At 41.3% G+C, this 22,285-nt stretch carries 19 protein-coding genes; 10 read left to right on the plus strand and 9 right to left on the minus strand.

What is annotated here, in order from left to right; genetic code table 11:
* Window positions 1–36 precede the first annotated feature (36 nt).
* Window positions 37–2,253, plus strand: a complete 2,217-nt coding sequence (locus JZY04_RS17555; RefSeq protein ID WP_122143457.1) for a TlpA disulfide reductase family protein — start codon at window positions 37–39, stop codon at window positions 2,251–2,253.
* 114 nt (window positions 2,254–2,367) lie between these two features.
* Here the strand turns inward: JZY04_RS17555 and JZY04_RS17560 are convergent, their stop codons facing one another.
* The 3 genes from JZY04_RS17560 to JZY04_RS17570 all read right to left on the minus strand — a co-directional run bounded on the left by JZY04_RS17560 (window position 2,368) and on the right by JZY04_RS17570 (window position 4,581).
* Window positions 2,368–3,381 carry a low specificity L-threonine aldolase gene (locus tag JZY04_RS17560; RefSeq protein WP_122143456.1) on the minus strand — a complete coding sequence of 338 codons (1,014 nt, stop codon included), beginning with the start codon at window positions 3,379–3,381 and terminating at the stop codon, window positions 2,368–2,370.
* A gap of 277 nt (window positions 3,382–3,658) precedes the next feature.
* Complete coding sequence (locus JZY04_RS17565) at window positions 3,659–4,030, minus strand: hypothetical protein (protein ID WP_181996020.1); 372 nt, start codon at window positions 4,028–4,030, stop codon at window positions 3,659–3,661.
* On the minus strand, window positions 4,030–4,581 hold the full coding sequence (locus tag JZY04_RS17570) for an RNA polymerase sigma factor (RefSeq protein WP_122143455.1): 552 nt from the start codon (window positions 4,579–4,581) through the stop codon (window positions 4,030–4,032). The genes JZY04_RS17565 and JZY04_RS17570 overlap by 1 nt, the downstream gene beginning before the upstream one ends.
* A gap of 135 nt (window positions 4,582–4,716) precedes the next feature.
* On the opposite strand from JZY04_RS17570, the gene JZY04_RS17575 reads away from it, so the two are divergent.
* A complete protein-coding gene (locus tag JZY04_RS17575; protein ID WP_005807813.1) occupies window positions 4,717–5,142 on the plus strand; it encodes a DUF6249 domain-containing protein in 426 nt (141 codons plus the stop codon).
* Window positions 5,143–5,210: 68 nt separating this feature from the next.
* Here JZY04_RS17575 and JZY04_RS17580 read toward each other — a convergent pair whose 3' ends face one another.
* Entirely contained in the window at window positions 5,211–5,429 is a 219-nt protein-coding gene (locus JZY04_RS17580) for a winged helix-turn-helix domain-containing protein (protein ID WP_005780792.1), read from the minus strand.
* 240 nt (window positions 5,430–5,669) lie between these two features.
* On the opposite strand from JZY04_RS17580, the gene JZY04_RS17585 reads away from it, so the two are divergent.
* On the plus strand, window positions 5,670–7,409 hold the full coding sequence (locus JZY04_RS17585; protein WP_032540253.1) for a thiamine pyrophosphate-dependent enzyme: 1,740 nt from the start codon (window positions 5,670–5,672) through the stop codon (window positions 7,407–7,409).
* Window positions 7,410–7,512: 103 nt separating this feature from the next.
* On the opposite strand, the gene JZY04_RS17590 is transcribed toward JZY04_RS17585, so the two are convergent.
* From JZY04_RS17590 to JZY04_RS17605, 4 genes are all read right to left on the minus strand, one after another.
* Window positions 7,513–8,091 (minus strand): flavodoxin family protein, encoded by a 579-nt coding sequence (locus tag JZY04_RS17590; protein WP_005807817.1) that lies wholly within the window; start codon window positions 8,089–8,091, stop codon window positions 7,513–7,515.
* 195 nt (window positions 8,092–8,286) lie between these two features.
* Window positions 8,287–9,558: a carboxypeptidase-like regulatory domain-containing protein gene (locus JZY04_RS17595; protein ID WP_181996506.1), complete on the minus strand. Its 1,272-nt coding sequence runs from the start codon at window positions 9,556–9,558 to the stop codon at window positions 8,287–8,289.
* Between the two features lie 243 nt (window positions 9,559–9,801).
* Window positions 9,802–11,439 (minus strand): chaperonin GroEL, encoded by a 1,638-nt coding sequence (groL, locus tag JZY04_RS17600; RefSeq protein WP_005780800.1) that lies wholly within the window; start codon window positions 11,437–11,439, stop codon window positions 9,802–9,804.
* Window positions 11,440–11,481: 42 nt separating this feature from the next.
* On the minus strand, window positions 11,482–11,754 hold the full coding sequence (locus JZY04_RS17605; RefSeq protein WP_005780804.1) for a co-chaperone GroES: 273 nt from the start codon (window positions 11,752–11,754) through the stop codon (window positions 11,482–11,484).
* A 558-nt stretch (window positions 11,755–12,312) separates the two neighbouring features.
* On the opposite strand from JZY04_RS17605, the gene JZY04_RS17610 reads away from it, so the two are divergent.
* From JZY04_RS17610 to JZY04_RS17640, 7 genes are all read left to right on the plus strand, one after another.
* The gene (locus tag JZY04_RS17610) at window positions 12,313–13,512 is read left to right on the plus strand and encodes a FimB/Mfa2 family fimbrial subunit (protein ID WP_122143453.1); all 1,200 of its coding nucleotides are present in this window, start codon (window positions 12,313–12,315) and stop codon (window positions 13,510–13,512) included.
* A gap of 33 nt (window positions 13,513–13,545) precedes the next feature.
* Window positions 13,546–14,679: a hypothetical protein gene (locus JZY04_RS17615; protein WP_122143471.1), complete on the plus strand. Its 1,134-nt coding sequence runs from the start codon at window positions 13,546–13,548 to the stop codon at window positions 14,677–14,679.
* A gap of 13 nt (window positions 14,680–14,692) precedes the next feature.
* Complete coding sequence (locus JZY04_RS17620) at window positions 14,693–15,826, plus strand: DUF5031 domain-containing protein (RefSeq protein ID WP_122143452.1); 1,134 nt, start codon at window positions 14,693–14,695, stop codon at window positions 15,824–15,826.
* 14 nt (window positions 15,827–15,840) lie between these two features.
* The gene (locus JZY04_RS17625) at window positions 15,841–16,923 is read left to right on the plus strand and encodes a hypothetical protein (RefSeq protein WP_122143472.1); all 1,083 of its coding nucleotides are present in this window, start codon (window positions 15,841–15,843) and stop codon (window positions 16,921–16,923) included.
* 80 nt (window positions 16,924–17,003) lie between these two features.
* A complete protein-coding gene (locus tag JZY04_RS17630; protein WP_181996509.1) occupies window positions 17,004–17,822 on the plus strand; it encodes a hypothetical protein in 819 nt (272 codons plus the stop codon).
* A gap of 24 nt (window positions 17,823–17,846) precedes the next feature.
* Window positions 17,847–19,883: a M48 family metallopeptidase gene (locus JZY04_RS17635; protein ID WP_122143450.1), complete on the plus strand. Its 2,037-nt coding sequence runs from the start codon at window positions 17,847–17,849 to the stop codon at window positions 19,881–19,883.
* Between the two features lie 3 nt (window positions 19,884–19,886).
* Complete coding sequence (locus JZY04_RS17640; RefSeq protein ID WP_122143449.1) at window positions 19,887–20,429, plus strand: DUF3575 domain-containing protein; 543 nt, start codon at window positions 19,887–19,889, stop codon at window positions 20,427–20,429.
* A gap of 92 nt (window positions 20,430–20,521) precedes the next feature.
* On the opposite strand, the gene JZY04_RS17645 is transcribed toward JZY04_RS17640, so the two are convergent.
* Window positions 20,522–21,403 carry a polyphosphate kinase 2 family protein gene (locus JZY04_RS17645; protein ID WP_005780815.1) on the minus strand — a complete coding sequence of 294 codons (882 nt, stop codon included), beginning with the start codon at window positions 21,401–21,403 and terminating at the stop codon, window positions 20,522–20,524.
* Between the last annotated feature and the right edge of the window lie 882 nt (window positions 21,404–22,285).

Below are 22,285 nucleotides of genomic sequence, written 5' to 3' on the forward strand. Positions count from 1 at the left end.
ATTTATCTTTACCGTCACAACTTTAATCATACGGATATGAAAAACAAGATACTCCCGCTACTGCTACTTCTGGGAAGTACGTATGCCGCAGCACAAACCGTAATTGAAAACCCTTCTTTCGAAACACGCCAGGGAAGTGCACACACCATCTCGAAGATAGAACTATCTCCGACAGAAACCCGGCTCACGATACGGACGGTATTCCGACCCCAATGGTGGACCAGCATCGACAGCCTGACTTATATTTATGCCCCCGAAAGCAGAAAGCAACTTTATCCTCTCCGCATAGAAGGGCGCAAATTTGGCGAACGCGTAACGACTCCCGCTTCAGGAATAATAGAAAACGACTGTGTCATCACCTATCCTCCCCTGCCCGAAGGCACAACCCGGATAGATTGGATGGAGGACGATCTTAAATCGGAAACCAACACCTATGGCATTCTGCTGGTGAAACCGCAGGAGACCAAAGAGCAGGCCTTCCTTCGCGAAATCCGTGGAAACTGGCAGCAGACAGATGCAGGAAACGGATGGGACATCGGAATTTACGATTCACTTGCCATCATGGATAACCGGTTCTGGAAATATGAACTTTGCCGGAAACAGGGGAAAAAGCTCAAACTGAATTTAAGGAATAAAACTGACGGACAGTGCCAACTTGAAATAACACAAGAAAAAGACGGCAACATACGCATCGGCAAAAACGGTGAAAAAGAGAAAAAGTATATCCGCGCCGGACTGCCCCAGCGAAATTACGCATCGGTAACAACTGCTTCCACTACTCCCCGGACTGATTTTTTCCGGAAAGATACGGCTCACATACGTGGTTTTCTGGATGGATACAGCCCGCAGTTAGGATTTACCACCGCCCTGATCTATACAGACAACCATATCACCCGCGAGAGTAGTCCCGCCCTGGTGACCATCCATCCGGACGGACGTTTTGAGTCGGACTTCATTGTCAATTATCCTGGGATACATCACCTTAGTCTGGGCAGCTGTTGGATAGGGTTTTATGTCAAACCGGGCGAAACACTGATCCTTTACCTCAGTTGGGAAGACCTGCTGGACTACAACCGGCAAAGAAGGTTGAAACCCATGCTGACAGAAACTCAATATATGGGGGCTTCAAGCACTTTCAACCAAGAATTGATGCCTTGTGAACCGCTCTTCCCAAGAGACTTCAACATCCTGTTGAAAGCATGCGGCACGCTGACTCCCGATGAATTTAAAGCACAGCAAAAGCCGATGTACGACCTGTGGATGCATCGGCTCGACTCGTTGGAACAATCAAAAACGCTGCAACCCGAAGGAATGCAAATGCTGAAGAATGATGTGAAAATGATGTACGGCAGCTGGCTTCTCGATTTTATCCTGCAAAGAGACATGAATGCCCGCAAGGATACTACCAACGCGATATTAAAAATAAAAGAAACTCCGGACTATTATGATTTCCTGAAAGAAATGCCGCTCGATGACGTCCGTGCCATCGGTTGCAGTTCTTTTTCAACCTTCATCAACCGACTTGAGTATATGAACCCTCTAAACCGGGCAAGTTGGCAAATCAAGATCGGCACAGACGACCAGGTGAAAAAATATGCGGAAAGCTGGCAAAAGAAAAAGGAGATATTGGAGGACACGACAGGAATCCCATTCCCAATGGCCGGAGAACTCATTCTCACCCGTTCTTACCCCTTCCTGGCCGGAACTCTCAAGGATGGGAAAAAAGCTTTCACACTACTCAATATCCTGAAAAGCTATTTGCACGAGCCATTCCTTGTGGCAGAGTCCGAACGTATGTACCGTCAGATTTATCCGCCACAAGGGAACCAGCCACAAGAACTTCCGGCAGGGAAAGGAACGGATATCATCCGCAAAATCGTAGCACCTTATCATGGAAAATTGGTGGTCATTGACTTTTGGGCAACTACTTGCGGGCCTTGCCGTGCCAGCATCGAGCATCATGCAGATTTGCGAAAAGAGTACCGGAACAGTCCGGATATCAAGTTCATCTTCATCACCAGTGACAGTGAATCACCTGAAAAAGCTTACAACGATTATGTAGAGAAGAATCTGAAAGAAGAAGTCATATTCCGCCTTCCGCAAAGCGACTATAACTATTTGAGGGAGCTATTCCACTTTAACGGTATCCCCCGTTACGTATTACTGGACCGGGACGGAAAACTGCTGAACGGGGATTTTCCGATGTACAACATCGAACAATTCCTGAAAGAATCTAAAATAAGAAAAGAATAAGAAGATTTCATCACGGAGTAGCACAGAGTCTCACAGAGGGAAAATGATAGAAATTAAATTCTTTGGGATTCTGTGTTACTCCGTGGTGATCATCTGGCGCTATTGGATACAATCCTATTTTTTCAATATCCGGATAAACGTATCGATGTCCTCCTCCGTTGTGTCAAACGAAGTAACCAAACGAATTTCATCTGCCTCTTCATTCCAAAAATAAAAAAAGTAAGATTGCAGCATACGGTCTATTTCGGCACGAGGCATGGTCAGGAACAGTTGGTTACTTTCCACCTTTTGGGTGAAACGCACACCGGGAATCTGCTTCAAAGCATCATAGAGGCGTTTGGCCATCGCATTGGCATGCGTTGCGTTCTTCAACCACAGTTCCTCTGTCAGATAAGCCGTGAACTGGCAGGAAAGATAACGCATCTTCGATGCCAGTTGAGCCGATTGCTTGCGTACGAATCGAGCTTCCGCTTTCAACGAATCATCAAATACGATCACACACTCTCCCATCATCAATCCGTTTTTGGTTCCGCCAAAACTGAGCACATCGATACCGCAATCTACAGTCAATGCTTTCAGTGAAAGGCCGAGGGCAGCACAGGCATTGGCTATACGTGCACCATCCATATGTACCCGCATCCCGTGTTGGTGGGCAAGTGCGGTGATTGCTCTCAACTCTTCCGGCGTATAAATAGTACCCAACTCCGTACACTCCGAAAGATAAACAGCACCCGGCTGCGAATGGTGCTGGTCACCAAAGCCATGCAGATAAGGAACGATCAGTGCCGGTGTCAACTTTCCGTCGGGAGTGGCTACGGGACGGATCTGGCAACCGGTCATCTTCACCGGAGAACCACATTCGTCTACATAAACATGTGCAGTTTCGGCACAAATAATAGAATTATAAGGACGAGTCAACAGCTGCAAAGCGATGACATTACTACCTGTCCCATTGAAAACAAACAACGGCTCGCAGTCGGCAACAAATATTTCTTTAATTTTTCGGACAGCTTCTTTTGTCCACGAATCGTCACCATAGCCCAGCGCATGATCTTGATTAGCCCGTGTCAGAGCTTCCATGATGGCAGGGTGTACACCCGAATTATTATCAGAGGCAAAACTTCTCATAGTCTATAAAGATAAATTTTTCTGCAAAGGAAGAAAATTATTCGCAAAAAAAAAAAGGATTTCCCCACAGACTACACGGAGGGCACAGAGGTTTTCTGATATTATATCCTCAGCTGATGAATGGACAATCCAAAATAGGAATGAATCGGTTCCACCACAGATTACACGAATTTTCACCGAATCTTTAGTCTAAATATCAACGAATAATTTTAAATATCAACGAAATAAATTATTAATCTATGGAAATCTGTGTAATCTGTAGTGAAATCAAACTCACTCAGGAATGAAACTTCTTCTTACGCAGCCAATAATCCAATCCGAGCAGGAGCAGAACCAAAGTTGCAATATAGCTATAGAAAACCATCATCGGAGAAGCGGTATCGGACCAATCGACTCCGGACAAACACTCCTTTAAGTTGAATTCTAATTTGAAAACGAGTGTATAGACCGCCATCCCTATCAATAGCAATATACCCAGAATCATGCCGCAAAGCATAGTCCGTTCTTTCCGTTTCCGCTGTTTTTCGGCCTCCAGTCGAACCAGTTCCATCATCCGGTAATTAAAATTGGACGGCAGATTACCAGGTTGCCTTTTCCGAAGAGCCTGCTTCAATGCATTTTCCGTACATTTCTTATTTGCTTCCATAATTACTCATCTCCGTTCATTAATAAATAAATCTTTTTGCGGGTACGGTGCAACTTCACCTTGACATTTCCCGATGAAAGTTTCAGCACCTCTCCTATCTCCTCTATCGACTTCTCTTCAAAATAGAAAAGTGTAATCAAGGCTTTTTCCTCAACATTCAGCAAGTCGATGGCTTGAATCAGTTTCGCAGTCCGTTCTTCGTCATCGGTAGGACAAAGTATTTCGTCGGCCTTTTCATCGGGTACATTATTTATGGTACCTTCCTCAATATAAAGAAATTCCTGTTTCTTTTTACGGGTAGCGGATACAGCCGCATTATAAGCAATCCGATAAAGCCAGGTAGAGAAGCGGCACTCTCCCTTATAACTGTCAAGACAGCGGAAGACCTTCAGAAAAACATCCTGTACCAACTCTTCCGCATCTTCGGGACAACCGACAATCTGCACAATCAGCACATAAAGCGGACGGCTGTAACGGTCGAGAAATACAGAAAAAGCTTCTGTGTCCCCGTTCAGTATCCGTGCTATGTATTGTGTTTCTTCGTTCTGTACCATGATATTCGGTTAGACGCAAACGAATCAGAAAGGTTACAGGCAAAAAAATATTTTTTTTCTTTGTAACCTTTCCGTAGTCTATTGCGTCAAACAGTGCAAAGAACGGAATTATTCACTTAAAAACATACGATCATGATGGATTTCATTACAGTCCCCTTAGTTGTGGGCATCATTACCTTAGGTATTTACAAATTGTTTGAACTTTTTGCGTGCAGACGCGAACGCATCACTCTTATTGAAAAGTTAGGAGAGAAAATGTCAGAAGGCAATCTCGAACTGAATGGGAAGATTTGTTTGCCTGACTATAACCGTTCTCAATTGTCATTCGGAACCTTGAAAGGTGGCTGCCTGCTATTGGGAGTAGGACTGGGGCTATTAACCGGTTTCATTATCAGTTATGTAAGCATCTCTCCATATGACTTTGGTAGATTCGACAGGGGATATACCCGCGAAATGATAGGAGTTATCTACGGATCATGCACACTTCTCTTCGGAGGAGCTGGATTAGTGACTTCTTTTTTGATAGAACGGAATTTCTGCAATAAAAAGAAAGAGGAATAAAAAATAATCCCCGGAATACAATACCAATGGACTGTTCCGGGGATTTTTTTCACAATAAGCAGCATCATCTACCCAATATAAACATTTACACAGAGGTAAACATAAAGTTCCTCCTCTTCTTGTTCAAACTCAATCTTATCTTCTCTGGCTAACCAGCCCAGAGCTGCCCCCAATTCCTTATCCTTCAACCCGGATTTCCTTTTCAGGTTGCCATAACTCCATTTGTCATTGTTGCTCAACAATTGCCAAACTTTTCCGGCATTCAAGCCGATTTCATTCTTATCCATTTGATACAAAAGTTTAAAGGTTAAAACACATAAAGTTACTATTTACGCGGTGTAAGTTAACAAAATTATGTAAGCATTGTTACTACAAAAACACTAAAAACATACTACATACGATATTTTTAACATAAAATCTATCTTATATACCAATATACCAAGGTTATTAGCATACGTTAAATATACAACTTTTTGATATAATCACCTGTTATTGCATCATTGAATAACCTAAACTGAATGATAGATATGGGAAAGAAGGTAGCAGAACAGCTTGTCGACACTCTGATTGAGGCAGGCGTCAGAAGAATTTATGCAGTAACAGGCGACAGTCTGAACGAAGTGAATGAAGCCGTCAGGCAAAACGAAGCAATGAAGTGGATACATGTACGTCATGAAGAGACCGGTGCGTATGCCGCAGGTGCGGAAGCACAACTGACCGGACTGCCGGGATGTTGTGCAGGAAGCAGTGGACCGGGACATGTCCATTTAATCAATGGGCTTTACGATGCTCACCGTTCGGGAGCTCCTGTGATAGCCATTGCCTCAACTATTCCAACCGGAGAATTCGGAACTGAATATTTTCAGGAAACCAATACGATCAAGCTATTCAATGACTGTAGTTTCTATAACGAAGTAGCTACTACTCCCCAACAGTTTCCCCGCATGCTGCAATCGGCCTTGCAAACAGCCACTACCCGAAAAGGAGTAGCCGTAATCGGGCTTCCCGGTGACTTGGCAAAGAAACCGGCAGCCCAAGTAGAGTCCTCTGAACAGATTTATCCGTTAGCTTCGTCCGTATGTCCGGTCGAAGAAGACCTGATCCGGATGGCCGGCATGCTGAATCACTACGGACGCATCACCTTGTTTTGTGGTATAGGCTGTAAAGGAGCACATGAGGAAATCATCCGGATGTCCGAGATTCTAAATGCTCCTGTCGCGTATACTTTTAAAGGAAAAATGGAAGTACAATATGACAATCCCTATGAAGTAGGTATGACCGGACTACTGGGTATGCCTTCCGGCTATTACAGCATGCACGAAGCAGAAGTGCTTGTCATGCTCGGAACCGATTTCCCCTATTCCGCCTTTTTACCCGATGATATAAAAATCGTCCAGGTGGATATTAAACCCGAAAGACTGGGACGACGTGCCAAAGTGGATCTGGGGCTTTGTGGAGATATACGCTCTACTCTTCGTGCCTTATTGCCCATGCTACAACAGAAAAAGGATGACTCTTTTTTACGTAAACAGCTGAAACGCTACGAAGGAGTAAAGAAAGATCTGGCTGCCTATACGGAAGATAAAGGCAAAATGGATCAGATTCATCCGGAATACGTGATGTCCGAAATCAATAAGATTTCATCCGATGACGCCATCTATACGGTAGATACAGGTATGACGTGTGTATGGGGAGCCCGCTATCTGCAAGCGACCGGAAAGCGGCACATGCTGGGCTCTTTCAATCATGGTTCGATGGCAAATGCCCTGCCCCAAGCTATAGGAGCAGCGTTGGCTTGCCCGGACAGACAGGTAATCGCCCTTTGTGGTGATGGAGGATTATCCATGACATTGGGAGATCTGGAGACTGTGGTACAATATAAACTTCCTATAAAAGTGATTGTGTTCAACAATCGGTCCTTGGGAATGGTAAAACTGGAAATGGAAGTAGACGGACTGCCGGATTGGCAGACGAATATGCTGAATCCTAACTTCGCACAAGTAGCCGAAGCAATGGGTATGACAGGCTTCAATGTTTCCGATCCGGAAGAGGTATTAAATACATTATGTAATGCATTCGAACTGGAAGGTCCCGTATTGGTAAATATCATGACCGACCCGAATGCTTTGGCCATGCCTCCGAAAATAGAATTAGGCCAAATGGTAGGCTTCGCCCAATCCATGTATAAACTACTGATCAACGGACGCTCACAGGAAGTTATCGATACGATCAATTCGAACTTTAAACATATCAGAGAGGTATTTTAATGATGAACAGGGTTGGTTGAATGATGAATGGTAAACGATGAACGGTAAATAATGGATAATTATGATCCACACCTTGCGTTCATCGTACACCATTCAGCATTCATCATTTATCATGTACAGCCTTTAGCAACCACGCCAATTGTACTCCCAGGTCTTTCATATTTCTCAACCCTTCTGCATCATCATAAACTTCTCCCGGCATTTCACCAATACCGAAGTTCCAGTAAGTAGATCCGGGAACAATCATTCCGCTTCCGAGCATGAAACGGTTAAGTTCATCATAAACCGTTACGGCACCACCTCTGCGGACACTAATCACGGCAGCTCCAACTTTACGTGTCAGTGTACGCCCTTGTCCGATAGTGGTCAACCCCAATCGGTCCATAAAAGCTTTCATCTCCGCGCTCACACTACCATAGTAAGTAGGTGATGCCAGAATTATTCCGTCTGCCTCCTGAGCTTTTCGGATAAACTCATTCATTGGGTCGGTCTTGATGACACATTGTCCGTCCTTTGTCTTGAAACAAGTATAACATGAAGCACAGCCACGCAGCAACTTCCCACCCAACTGTACCAATTCGGTTTCTATACCGGCTTCCTGTATAGGTTTAAACACTTCATTAATTAGCATCTCTGTATTGCCACCTTTACGGGGACTTCCGTTAAACGCCACAATTTTCATTTTGTCTGTTCTTTTATAGGTTTAAAATGCAAATATAAATTAGTAAAATATGTTAGAGTAAAAGTACCCTTGGTTCCCGCCCTCCTATTTTGTTTTATTATTGATACACAGGCACAATTTAACACAATTTACCGTGATGATCTCTAAACTTACAAACCGGATAAAGGTAAACGAAAACGATGCAATGTACCCGCCTCATTGCGGATTTATCTGACTCACATCCACAGCGATAACACCTTTATGAGGAGCTACATATATTCCTCGGCGAGTACATCCGCCTACTATGTAAAGCGTATTTTTCCAATAAAAAAGTCCTGCGCTCTCTAAATCCAAAGCAGCCAGTTCGTAAATACGCATGGTATTTGTTTTTATATCGTAAACTTGTAAATTACGGTTCTCAAAAATATAGATACAATCGCCATCAGAAGCCAAGCCGGGATAAGAAACTCCGTCTTTCAGATCACATAACCGTTGCCATTTTCCTGTCCGTAGGTCATAACTAACTGTAAACCACATCGGTGCTGTACGGTAACCACCAAAAAAGTAAACTTTATCTCCCACCAGAATGCCATTCATCCTACCACACCATTCGGCAGGAATTGTGTTTTCCTGTTCATACCAAACACCCCTTTTCAGGTCAAGCATATGTATCTGATTAGAAAACATCTTCTCCTTTACCGCCCCGCCCATCACATAGAGGCATTCATCATAAATGAATGAAGCGAAGTCAACTGCCTGATGAGGATTCACAGGATCAACATACAAAGTATCTTTATTCAGATCATAAACCTCCATCGTAGCATCTGTATATTCCAACTGTCGATTGGTGGATAATCTTTTTCCACCCAAAACAAATATTTTATTCTTATAAAATTGAGCCGCATGTCCCGCACGAGGCACAAAACCTTTCGCACATTTTTTCCACACATCCGATGCAATGTCATATACATACATATTATTGGAACGATATTCCCAAGCTTCAGTACCTTGCCTGTATTTATTGGAAACCATTCGGACAAGAGTCTCATCCCCCGCAACCACATAAATTTTGCCATCGTGCAGAAAACCACCAAAAGAATATAAAGGTTTAGGTAAAGAAGCCAACGAAGTCCATTCCAGAAAGAAGGGTGGACGCTCTCCACTAACTACCACTTCATGCAATAATTGGGGAAGTTCATACATGGACACTTTATACTCAAGATGCCGTAACTCGGATAATGTACATTTAAAAGACGAGTAGCCGACATACGAGAAAACAATGGTATCGCTGAGCCCCATCTTATTATGTGCAAATCGAAATTCTCCTTTAATGTCCGTCACTCCAATTCCTATGGAATCTTTCTGCATATAGATATTCACACCGGACAAAGGCTGTCCTTTTTTTCCATCTACAACAATCCCCCTGATCTGAGCCCTGCTGACTGATATTTCTAAAAAAAGGATACATAGGAATAAAACTATACGCATACACATTTTATATTATAATCCACATCAATTATTCCTGAACCGGGGAAACGAAAGCCACCACAAAAGCAATAATCCATAGAGAAATACTATGTGTCTCCATTTTAATTAGCTTTGGTTTATATCTACGAATATACACAATCCTACAACCACGTCCAAACGTTCTGCAAAATATCCGCAAAGGTCAACAAAAAAAGCTGCTTCCGTTTCCGAAAGCAGCTTCCTTTTTTCAATCCTGGGAATAAATTACATCATTCCACCCATTCCTCCCATTCCGGGAGCGCCCATCGGCATTTCGGGTTTATCTTCTTTCTTTTCTACAATCACACATTCGGTAGTCAGGAACATACCAGCAATAGAAGCTGCATTTTCCAAAGCCACACGAGTCACTTTAGCAGGATCTACCACACCGGCTGCATGAAGATTTTCGTAAACATCCAAACGGGCATTATAGCCATAGTCACCTTTACCTTCACGAACTTTCTGAACTACTACAGCACCTTCTTTACCGGCATTGGCTACAATCTGACGCAACGGTTCTTCGATAGCACGTTTAATGATTTCGATACCGGTTGTTTCGTCGGCATTGTCACCTTTCATACCTTCCAAAGCATCGATTGCACGGATGTAAGTTACGCCACCACCCGGTACGATACCTTCTTCAATAGCAGCACGAGTAGCGCGAAGAGCATCGTCCACACGGTCTTTTTTCTCTTTCATCTCTACCTCAGAAGCAGCACCTACGTAAAGAACAGCTACACCACCTGACAGCTTAGCCAGACGTTCCTGCAATTTCTCACGGTCATAATCTGATTTAGTAGCAGCAATCTGAGCCTTGATCTGGTCGCAACGTTCTTTGATGTTTTCTTTAGCACCGGCACCGTTTACAATTGTAGTGTTGTCTTTAGAAACAGTCACTTTGTCAGCAGTACCTAACATTTCGATAGTAGCCTGTTCCAGTTTCAGACCCTTTTCTTCGCTGATCACCACACCACCGGTCAATACGGCAATATCTTCCAGCATTTCTTTTCTGCGGTCACCGAAGCCTGGAGCTTTTACTGCACAAATCTTCAACTGAGAACGCAGACGGTTCACTACCAATGTAGTCAATGCCTCACTATCTACATCTTCCGCGATAACCAACAAAGGACGACCTGATTGTACAGCCGGTTCGAGGATAGGCAAGAAATCTTTCAGGTTAGAAATCTTCTTGTCGTAAATCAGGATGTAAGGTTTCTCCATCTCACATTCCATCTTCTCCGTATTAGTCACGAAGTAAGCCGACAGATAACCGCGGTCGAACTGCATACCTTCTACCACACCGATAGTAGTATCAGTACCTTTAGCCTCTTCAATAGTAATTACGCCATCTTTAGAAACTTTACGCATGGCATCAGCAATCAGTTTACCGATAACCGGATCATTATTAGCGGAAACAGTAGCAACCTGCTCGATTTTGTCATAGTTATCACCAACTTTCTCTGCCTGATTTTTAATAGAATCAACCACTTTGACAACAGCCTTGTCAATACCACGTTTGATATCCATAGGGCTTGCACCGGCAGTTACATTCTTCAAACCTTCTGCTACGATAGCCTGAGCCAAAACAGTTGCAGTAGTTGTACCGTCACCGGCATCGTCACCTGTTTTAGAAGCAACTTCCTTTACCAACTGTGCACCGGTATTCTGGTAAGCATCTGTCAGTTCAATTTCTTTTGCCACTGTCACACCATCTTTAGTGATGTGAGGAGCACCGAATTTTTTCTCAATAATTACATTACGTCCTTTCGGGCCCAATGTTACTTTTACCGCATTTGCCAAAGCATCAACACCTTTTTTCAATTGATCGCGAGCTTCGATATTGAATAATATTTCTTTTGCCATAATGATTTTACTATTTAATTAATTGATTAAACACTACGTTTATTAACCCAAAACAGCGAGAACATCGCTCTGACGCATGATAAGGTATTTTGTACCTTCTACTTCAAGTTCTGTTCCGGCATACTTTCCATAAAGAACCGTATCGCCTGTTTTTAATACCATTTCTTCGTCTTTCGTACCGTGACCAACTGCCACAACTTCACCCTTCAAAGGTTTTTCTTTTGCTGTATCAGGAATAATGATACCACCAATTGTTTTTTCTTCTGCAGGTGCAGGGAGTATCAGCACTCTGTCTGCTAATGGTTTAATGTTCATAGTTACTTTTTATTTTTTATATGTTATACTTATTATAGTAATATTTTGTCCTTTTAGCAGGACGAATAACCTATTGCGAAAAGTGTGCCAAAAGGGAAGAATGATTGTTTGTCAGAGAAGGACTGCCAAAATGACTGATGACATTGGAAAAACAGGCGCTTACTTAATAGGTAAGAGAATTTATTTTATGGATATATGCTCCTACGGATAGTTTTGAGTTAAATTCATAATCTCATGGCATGAAGCAGTCATATAGATATATATTATTTTATAATAAGGAATTATATTTACTTTAAAAATCATTCATAGATAACAATTTAATAAAAAGAACTGGTGTAAAAGGCAAATATTAAATAGTTTCATTTAAAAAAAAGAAAAGAAATATTTTNTCTGTAAGAGGTAAGAGCGTAGCGTGCCTTATCAACAAATCATTTTTTAATTTCTTATCAAAACGCTTTGTAACCTCAACATTGCTGTTTTTGTATTACGCCAACTTACACAAGGGGGAGTATTCTCCCATTCGATTATTCATCAAAGCAATAACAAATACTCAACATTATGAAAACATTAAAACTTTTGTTTATTACTGCATTGTCTGCAATGACTCTAAGTTGCAGCGAAAAAGCTACAACAGAAATTCCTGAAACAGAATTGAGAAACATCAGTTGTACCACTCAATTAACAACTCATTCTTCCGCTCAAACAAGAGGATCCGCACCAACAAGTCTGGACGAGGACCATTTCGTGCTGTATGCATTCAAAAAAAACGGAGAAGGTAACTTTAGTTATGAAGAGGCTAAACACCCAGCAACTGCCATTGATGGGGAAACCTGGAAATATAATGCTGCATTTCCGGTAGGTACCTATAAATTTATTGCATTTTACAATCTGGACGAAAGCAACCGAACTAATCTCAATGAAATTATAGAAAACATAAAAAATATAAGTTGGGAGACTGTATTAAAAAGTATCGTAATTACCCATTCCCCCTCTACCTCTTCCCAATACCAAACGGACATGAATGAAATTTTCTGTGGTAATACGGAAGAGATAAATATTTCCAGTGGTGTAGGCGGAGATGACAATGAAATAAAAATAAAATTAACTTTGGCACGTATTGTATCACGCATAGATATTAAGTTTATCAAAGTAGCGTCAGACGATCCCACAATAGAAGTACCATATAAAACAGGTAATATATTTGGAAGTACAGAGGTGAACCCATTGACATCGTTGATCTTCAAGCCAACAAATATCCCTCTCAAATATAACCTTTATGGGGAAAATCCGGACTATACAGCAGGCACCCCATGTGAAGTAACCTACAATACTCCTACATTTCGATATGGAGAATCCAGCGCGGATGCAGTAAAATCAACAGAGTACCAACCATTCCCTAAAGATGCAGATGCAATCAACCAAAATATGGAAACTAATATCAAAAATGGTATAGCAAACGGTGGAGCCTACTTTATGGGATCTTACTTACTACCATTTTCACCATCTGTTTCTCAAACGCTGAACGCCAACATTCAACTTAACAAAGCAAATCAGGAAAGAACGATCAAAGTCCCATCGTTCACAGTCACCAAAAACTATGTTTCTGTGATTACCATTAAATTAAAATCTTCGACTGAAGCCGAAAACAATGGTGAAGGTAATGATGACGAACATCTATTCAACCCAAAATCTACTTTCATTGTAGAAATAGAAAAAACTTATGACGGTATCCATCAAACGGATGTTGATGTCGAATAAATCCACTAAAATCCTTCTGCAGAGCCTAATATGATGAAACACTACATCGGACAATTACTTTTGGGAACACTTGTGCTGGGAAGTGCCTGTACTAACCACCGGGAAATAATCGAAGGAGATACTTCCGTCAATGTCACATTTAAGGCCCAACAGTCACCTTCCACCAAAGGAGGAGATGACGACGAAATGTCAGTTCTCATATTTAAAAAAGAAGAGAACCAATTTACCAAAATAGAAAGTATCCAAGAGAGTCCATGGTTTACTGAGAAAGAACACTTGCAAAAAAACATCTTATTGCCAACAGGAATCTATCGATTTCTGTTGGCAAAAGGATTTTCTCAAAATGCGGTAAGTTCTGAAAAAATTTCATTCGTGACCGAAGATAATCCGGAAAATCTAATTTCAACTTCCTATGACCGGAACTATTATTTTCAGTATCCTACCCATGTTGTAAACGAACAAACGGAACTCAATCACTGCACAACATCCCTCTTTACGGACTCAGACCAAGAAGAGATCCAAGACAGCCAGACAGAATATGATTTATCAACAACGAATCAAGCACAAATTTCCCGGAAAATAAACCATTTACAAGGACAATTATGCTTTATTGTGCAAAGAGCCAGAAAAGAAAACGGCCAATACATATCAATTGATTCACCTCAAAACACCTTTGATAATGCATTGAAAAAGATTGATGGCATCAATCTTACAATAGAAGGAAGCAGTAGCCGCTGCTATTTAAGTGAAACCGGATTAATCTTTAAAAATCCGATGCCCTACCACTGTTCGGCACGACTCCAAAACGGGAATTTCTCTTTTAAAAAGTTTGATGTAGACAAATTTGTTTCTCTGTTCAGTCCGGCTATTGAAAAAGCAGACTATCAAAAGTACGAAGGAGCAGCTTATTGCGAAGGTCCGCTACTATTCCCTGCCCCTCTCAATCAAACGATTTGCATAACCATCGATATCGATTACACAGGAACTCTGAAGAGCAAAACTTTCACATTAAAAAATATCACTTTAGAACGCAACAAGATGTACCTGTTCACCCTTTGGATTTTAAATGAAAATATTGATATTTCCATTTCCCCTGACGCCGAACTGAATTTAGAAGAACTAAAATTCAATAGTCAGGTTGCCGGTAACGACGGATTTTGGAACTAACAACACATAGGCAATGAAACCACATACACTTTTTCTGATTTTAGGAATTCTATTGTTGGGGGTCTTTTCGTGTGAACAACCCGAAGGAGCCCCTGAAACTTCAGCCTTCAGCCTTAGTCTGATGCCTCCTGCCGGAGAGGTAGTCCCCGGTGATAATACAGTATTGCCCCAATTGGTTTACCATCTTTTCATTTTCCGTTCCGAAACTTCTACCCCTTCATCCAATGATGGTTCCGATTATATCTTTTGGGAACGGACCGAAGAGAAAGGGCTCGATCTGGAAGAAATCCAAAATTACACATTATCCATCCCGGCCGAATATACTGATCGATTTTATCTGTTACTACTCCATGCCACTCCGAAACAGAAACCGGAGTCTGTAGTCTTAAGTGGAGAAGGTATGACTTTCACAGACTCAGAGATCAGTATGGTTAGAGAAAGCGATAACAGCTATATTCCTCTTTCAAAAGATAACTATTATGCCATTCAGGCTCTTACCCCGGAAGACATAACACAAGGAAAAACTTCTATCGAGTTCAAATTAAAACGGGCAGTGGGTGAACTGGTTTTTGATGTAATGAAGTGCGATGAAAAGGGTAATCCCATCGATATTGACGCAGAATGCTCCTCAACTTTAGACAGAGTATTTCAAATAGATATGGAGGTAAGCGGAGTGACACCCAAAGTGTCTTTAACCAACGAAACGAAAAAGCCGGAACGAATTGATATTTGTTTCTCTAAAACAGTCACTCTCAAAGAGGATACATACTTCCCTGTTTTCGAAAGCAATAAAGGAATCATAGAGTTACTTAACGATGCTCCGTTGGATATTGATAATAAAGCCGTAAATGGAGCAACGCGCATCTGTGGTCCATACCTCTTCTCCAAGATAACTTTAGATAATCCGGAAACAGGAGTGGCAGAGATAGAAGAAGGAGTCAAAGCTGTCCTCAAATTTTCGTATTATGACACAACTCCATTTCCTCCCGGAAGTTACAATACCCAAAAACTCACTCTATCTCTTACCGACAAACCATTGACTATCGTGAAAGACCATTATACCGTGACCAATATACGCCTTCGAAACAATCGTATCATAGATCTTTCTGTTTCGGGTAATTACGGAATAGACTGGAAATGGGACTAAAAAATAATGAGAATATGATGAGACATAGATTATTATATACTCTATCAGGATGGATAAGTCTATTATTCTTATATACCTCCTGTAGTAATGAGGTGGAATTCCCTGATAGTAAGGATGAACTGGTTACAGTCCGATTAACTGCCACTATAAACAGTAAAGAGTTCTCAACAGACAACGAAATTGTACCGATGAGGACACGAACCAACAGCATAGCAGACTACAATGTGACAGCAATCAACGATAGCCGATTGATCATTATAAAAGAAGTAAATAACTCCACATGGGTGATAGAAGAGATAGAAGATAAGGTTATTCCCCAAGGATACATAAAATCTTCCGATTCATTTAACTATACTCTCCAAAAGACACTACGCCCGGGAAATTATAAATTTATACTTCTCATTAATGGTCCGAAAAACAATACATTACAACCTAATCAAAGCTTTACAGAAAGCGATATTCCATGGCTAACAAGCCTTGATACAGACTATTGCAGTTATGAAATATTTTTCGCAACATCAGACATTGTTACGATAAAAAAAACTGAAAAACTTGAAGACTCCGGTCATCACCACCCATTAACAGAACAATTAACTCTAAAGCGATATTCTTCATTAATACGCCTATCTACAACAGGAGACGACTTCTGGGGAATCTTCGATAAAGAAACAGAGATTAATTATTCCATAAAAGAACAAAGCATTACTGGAATAAATCTACTTGGTCAAACTGTCACAAAAGATACTGAGTTATCTTTCGGTAAATTAAAAACAATTATAAGACAAGCATTTCAGTATCAAGTCGGTGATCAGACCATGTTTTTCACTTACTTTGGAGTGAGAGAGGAGGATAAATTAAAAAACATATTAACCCCACCCGAAGGTAAAAACATTACTGTAACCATCTTCCAGGACAACGATCAAACACCGCCTACTATTGAAGTCGAAACCCAAGCGATGCGCAATCAAGTGACGACTCTTATCCTAAATAAAGCAGGATCTGCTTTAAACTGTCAATCTCTCATAATAGGTACACCCGATAATTGGGATCCTAATAATATTCCATGGGGACACATAGAACTCAATTTCTCAAAATGAAAACAAACCGTCTTTTATACCTTCTTCCTTTCATTCTACTTTTTAGCAGTTGCTGGAAAGAAGATTTGAAAAACTGCTGGATGGGTGACGTTACCTTGACAATTGCAGCTGAAAAATTCCAGCAGCCGGCTACCGATAAAGGGCAATTGGAAGATAATCTGTCTGCCAGAATCAGTAGCATCCGTTATTATCTCTATAAAGATAACACACTGGTCCAGTCCGGAATTATAGACAATGCAACTGACCTGGACACTGATACGCATCCACTGAGCTTTCCCAAACTGGCATTCGGAGAGTATTGCTTGGGACTTGTTGCCAATGCTTCGGAAGAGGAACTTTCTGACACGACTACCCCCGAGGCACTCAATTTAAACTATCCGGGAGCCGAACAAACAAAAGATTATTTTACATCCTGTTATGATTTTACCGTTGATTGTGAATGCGGTTATCAAGACTTCGTAATTCTTCGACGTACTCAAGCCGTAACTCAATTCCAATTGAAACAGTTACCCGAAAACATTACCGGAATCGCAGTAGAAATGCATAAAGTAGCGGCAACCTGTCAGATTGATACTTTATATAAAGGTGAAACAATAGCCGAATACCATACCACAGTCACAGAAGCCACTAACGCAGAAGGTATCGTTTCTTTCAATATAGGTACCTTCCCAACAACCGGAACAGAGAATGCCAGCATTATCCTTAAATTATATGCCGATGGTAAGTCCGATTCTCCGGTTTACCAGAACACACTAAACAATGTACGCATTCTACGTAACCAACTGACCCGTATCAGCACAGATTTTAACTATACCATTCTGGGGAACTCCGGCTTCTCCGTGGCCATCAATCCTGACTGGGATGGTACAAATAATGACGATGAAACAATCATACCCTAACTTTGGACATTAACGCAGTAAATCATGAAAAAGAGAATACGAACTCTGATTATTATCTTATTACAAACTTTCATGCTTGTTCGTCTATCAGCCCAAACATCGCATACCATTAGTGGTATTGTGAAAGACAAGGAAGCCGCTCCTATTTCAGGAGTAAGTATTCAGGTAGATGGTCAGAAATGGAAAGCCTCTACGGGGAAAGAAGGAAAATTCACACTGGAGATCCCACAAAATTCCATCATCACTTTTTCCTCCGTCGGTTATGAAACAGTCACTATTCACTCCGGTAAAGAAAAATGGCTGGAGATCATTCTCAAAGAATCACAAAGCCTGTTGCCCGAAATCATGGTTACATCCACATTAAAGAACAGTATGAAATTTGTTTTCGCTCCGTCCGATCTGGAATTAATCAAAGATATGCTCTATCTTAAAACCCGATATAAGATTCCTTCCAAACGATTTCAAAACAACTCCCGGGTTATCATTCAGCCAATTCTGGTAAACAGTAGCCAGGGAACCCGAAAAGACTTTTCCCCCATTGTATACGACGGTAAAAACTACGACATCCTGCTTCGCCGTGGAAATGTCTGTGGTGATCCGTCAGAAAAAGAATATTATTCCCGTTTCGCACAAGTCATAAACCCTGACTCGATCTGTAATCAGACATTGACTTATGCCGATTCATGCACAGTAGATAACATCAATGACTTATACACAACAGAAGTGCATATCAAGATAAGTACTTTTTGTAAAGACGAATATCGGGACACAGTCCGTATCACAAACGGCATTATTTATCCGATGCGTTTTTTCAACTATAATCTGAGTGCAATGGATTTGGACAACAGCTATATACCCCAACAAACCCCTCTCAACTTCAATGAGAAAGGAGAAATGCATCTCCGGTTCCGTCCTGAAGATGCGAATATTTACGAAAATGAAGGAAGAAACGCTGAAGAACTCAGGAAAATGAGAAAAGCACTAGATGATATCGATAAAGATCGTACTAAAACACTGACAACTTTTCAGATCACAGGATACACTTCTCCCGAAGGAACGTATGAATACAATCTTAAACTGGCTAAAAAAAGAATGAAAAACGCAGCAGAGAAAGTATTCGAAAATATTTCCGAAGAAACGATCCGGAAGGCCAAAGTTGAAAATGATGCCATAGTAGAATCATGGAATACGGTTTGCGAACTAATGGAAAAAGACAGCATCAAAGAAGTTATCCAACTCAAAGATCTGATCAGACGCGCCCGGGGAAACCATAATGAAATATCCTGGGGGGCCAGACGAATGAAAATTTATCCGCTTATTCGCGACCGCTACCTACCCCGCTTGCGAAGAGTCGAATATTTCTACGAGTATTCTGAACTGCGTACACTCAACAGAGATGAAATCAATACTCTCTATCGGAAAGACCCCAAAAAATTAACGGCAAGTGAGTTCTGGAGTTACATCATGAATCAAAAAGAAATCACTGACGAAAAAAGAGAAGCTTTATACAGAGAAGCCCTCTCGGTACATCCCGACCTAATGATTGCAGCCAACAATCTGGCATCACTCTTAATAAAACAAAACCGTGCCGATACAACTCTACTGAAACCCTTTATCACGCAGGATGCCCCTTCGGCCATACTGGTCAACCAAACTGTAGCCTATCTACAAAAGCGGGATTTCAAAAAAGCAAACCATTTTGCAGAACTTCTGCCTGATAATAAAGAGACCGAAATGGTGAAAGCACTTGCTGCCGCCATGGATGGAAAGTATCAGGAAGCTTATCCCACTTTCGAGAAACAAGGGGGAATCAATCAGGTCATCCTACTGCTGAGCATGAAGCAAAACCAAAAAGCCTGGGAAATCCTGAAAAGCATAGAAGATACTTCTCCCGAGAGCGAATATGTCAGAGCAATCGCTGCAAACAGGTTGGACAACATAGGCGAAGCTGTTACTCACCTGAGGAACGCCATCGCCCAAAAACCGTCTTTAAAAGAAATTGCTTTAAAAGATGGAGACGTATTAGATTTACTGGATTTATTAGATATAGATAAGAAATAATGTATGAAAAAGAAAGCCTTCTTCCTACTTTTGCTATTACTTATTCCGCTGCCCTCCATACTTTCACAAGAAATAGCATTGAGAACCAATGCCCTCTCCTGGGCAACCACCACTGTAAACCTGGGAGCTGAATTCAAAATCTCACCTCGGCTAACTGCAGGAACAGATATCATGTATAAAGGGTGGACTTTTTTATCCGACAATCGTAAAATGGGTGGTTTCTTAGTTCAACCGGAAATCAAATATTGGTTTTGCATCCCTTTCTATAAACACTTTATGGGACTTCATGCCCATTATGGCCAGTACAATGGAGGATTCAGTAAATATCGCTATCAGGGAGATTTATACGGGATCGGGGTATCTTATGGCTACCAATGGATCTGGAAAAAACGATGGAACATTGAAGTGTCCGCCGGAATAGGGTATGCATCTATGAATTATGATAAATATGAACGTCCCAAATGTGGATTATTCCTTGGACAAGACCATTCCAACTACTTCGGATTAACCAAGCTCGGATTCAGTCTTATTTATATACTCAAATAGGCAAGTACTTTCCATAAATAATTTCATAGTTCTCTAAAAATCTAATGTTAAAAAGTAAGCGGATTGTCTGTGACGGATAATCCGCTTTTTATTCATTCATCCAGCAAAGCTTTTTTGAAATCATCAATCTTATGCCGTGCCTCAACAGGCATTTCCGGATAATGCAAATCAAGTTCACCCATGCGTTCACAAAGAATCCGTCCCACAGCATAACGCATGAACCATTTATTATCAGCCGGAATCACATACCACGGTGCATCTTCCGTCGAAGTATGAGTCAGCATATCCGAATAAGCCTTCATATAATCATCCCAATAGCTACGCTCTTTCAAATCGGAAGTAGAAAATTTCCAGTTCTTTGCCTCATCTTCCAGCCGTGCCAAAAAGCGTCTCTTCTGTTCATCTTTCGAAACATTCAGGAAGAATTTGATAACGATCGTACCATTCTCCGTCAGATAGCGTTCATAATCATTTATCTGACGATAGCGCTTTTTCCAGAATTTCGGAGTGACATCTTCCAGACTGGTGACACCCGGCAACTTATTAGACAAAATAATCTCAGGATGTACCTTGGCAATCAACACATCCTCATACTGCGAACGATTGAATATGCCGATACGCCCTCTTTCCGGCAGGCATCTGTTGATACGCCAAAGATAATCATGGTCGAGTTCTTCGGCTGATGGTTGTTTGAAAGAGTATACCTGACAACCCTGCGGATTGATACCGGACATTACATGTTTAATTGTTCCGTCCTTTCCGGCAGCATCCATTGCCTGAAAAATGACGAGGACCGAATATCGGTCCTGTGCATACAGTTTCCCCTGCAAAGCAGAAAGTTTCTCAATATCTTCAGCCAGTAGTGCCCCAGCTTCCTGTTTGGTCAAATCGCCTGTAAAGTGAGTATCAAATTCCGAAACGGTATGTTCCGCTCCGGGAGTAGCCAACAGCCTTTTCAAGATTTCTTTTTTCATTTCGCCAATCTGTTTATTATCTTCTTCGGACGTTATTTAGCTAATCACTAACCAATTCGATAATTGAAGTACTTTCCTGAAATCTTCTGGATGAATAGGCCATTGAGAAAGCGATATAGACCAACAGGGCAAGAGCTGTGACAACCAGCAACGTCCTGATTAGAATGAAATGCTGTCTTTGTTTTAACTCGTTTGTATCCATTTCTGATCCTTTCTTTTTAGAGTGCAACCTTTTACAGTGACACCTGTTATAATCCGGTAATAAAGATACAAAGAATCGGGCAAAAAAGTTTCATCCGATTAGCTAATTAAACCAAAGGAGGCTTAAATTCTATTCTTTACCTCCTGACTTTAAATTCTGCAACGAACGGACAGCTTCCCTAAATCCTTTTAACCGGTCACCGGTCTTATGATAAATATGATAAGAATTCGTGAGTTGTTCTACATTATCGACTATACGTAGACAAAAGTTCATTATGACCGGTACGGAAATTACCAAGAAAGCAAGCCAATTCCATAATAATTATAATGCATTATCAATAAATATCTTACCTCTTTCTAAGGTATCTTTATCTCAGTCCCGGTATGCGGGCTCATGGGCCCGCATACCGGGGACGATGAGCCCGCATACCAGGGCCCACGAGCCTCCGCACCGGGGACGAGATAAGAACCCAACCATTTTCACTAAAGGTACTAAGAAAAACAAACTGCTTTAAATGGTATAAACTGATAGGATAACAGATACATCTATCTACATATCAAACACATACCATGAATCGGACTTGTCAAATCGAGGGTGGAAGATGGAAGATGAAGGTGGAAGATAAATGGCATAAAAACTGCATCTTCCACCTGTACATATATCTTGTAATCAACAACATA

Source organism: Bacteroides sp. 11BF (assembly GCF_019633765.1).
Lineage (GTDB): Bacteria > Bacteroidota > Bacteroidia > Bacteroidales > Bacteroidaceae > Bacteroides > Bacteroides hominis.

Excerpts from the sequence above, each read along its gene's own strand:
- JZY04_RS17555 (WP_122143457.1), top strand. The coding sequence starts at position 37 with ATGAAAAACAAGATACTCCCGCTACTGCTACTTCTGGGAAGTACGTAT.
- JZY04_RS17560 (WP_122143456.1), bottom strand. The coding sequence starts at position 3,381 with ATGAGAAGTTTTGCCTCTGATAATAATTCGGGTGTACACCCTGCCATC.
- JZY04_RS17570 (WP_122143455.1), bottom strand. The coding sequence starts at position 4,581 with ATGGTACAGAACGAAGAAACACAATACATAGCACGGATACTGAACGGG.
- JZY04_RS17575 (WP_005807813.1), top strand. The coding sequence starts at position 4,717 with ATGGATTTCATTACAGTCCCCTTAGTTGTGGGCATCATTACCTTAGGT.
- JZY04_RS17580 (WP_005780792.1), bottom strand. The coding sequence starts at position 5,429 with ATGGATAAGAATGAAATCGGCTTGAATGCCGGAAAAGTTTGGCAATTG.
- JZY04_RS17585 (WP_032540253.1), top strand. The coding sequence starts at position 5,670 with ATGGGAAAGAAGGTAGCAGAACAGCTTGTCGACACTCTGATTGAGGCA.
- JZY04_RS17590 (WP_005807817.1), bottom strand. The coding sequence starts at position 8,091 with ATGAAAATTGTGGCGTTTAACGGAAGTCCCCGTAAAGGTGGCAATACA.
- JZY04_RS17595 (WP_181996506.1), bottom strand. The coding sequence starts at position 9,558 with ATGCGTATAGTTTTATTCCTATGTATCCTTTTTTTAGAAATATCAGTC.
- groL (WP_005780800.1), bottom strand. The coding sequence starts at position 11,439 with ATGGCAAAAGAAATATTATTCAATATCGAAGCTCGCGATCAATTGAAA.
- JZY04_RS17605 (WP_005780804.1), bottom strand. The coding sequence starts at position 11,754 with ATGAACATTAAACCATTAGCAGACAGAGTGCTGATACTCCCTGCACCT.
- JZY04_RS17610 (WP_122143453.1), top strand. The coding sequence starts at position 12,313 with ATGAAAACATTAAAACTTTTGTTTATTACTGCATTGTCTGCAATGACT.
- JZY04_RS17615 (WP_122143471.1), top strand. The coding sequence starts at position 13,546 with ATGAAACACTACATCGGACAATTACTTTTGGGAACACTTGTGCTGGGA.
- JZY04_RS17620 (WP_122143452.1), top strand. The coding sequence starts at position 14,693 with ATGAAACCACATACACTTTTTCTGATTTTAGGAATTCTATTGTTGGGG.
- JZY04_RS17625 (WP_122143472.1), top strand. The coding sequence starts at position 15,841 with ATGATGAGACATAGATTATTATATACTCTATCAGGATGGATAAGTCTA.
- JZY04_RS17630 (WP_181996509.1), top strand. The coding sequence starts at position 17,004 with ATGGGTGACGTTACCTTGACAATTGCAGCTGAAAAATTCCAGCAGCCG.
- JZY04_RS17635 (WP_122143450.1), top strand. The coding sequence starts at position 17,847 with ATGAAAAAGAGAATACGAACTCTGATTATTATCTTATTACAAACTTTC.
- JZY04_RS17640 (WP_122143449.1), top strand. The coding sequence starts at position 19,887 with ATGAAAAAGAAAGCCTTCTTCCTACTTTTGCTATTACTTATTCCGCTG.
- JZY04_RS17645 (WP_005780815.1), bottom strand. The coding sequence starts at position 21,403 with ATGAAAAAAGAAATCTTGAAAAGGCTGTTGGCTACTCCCGGAGCGGAA.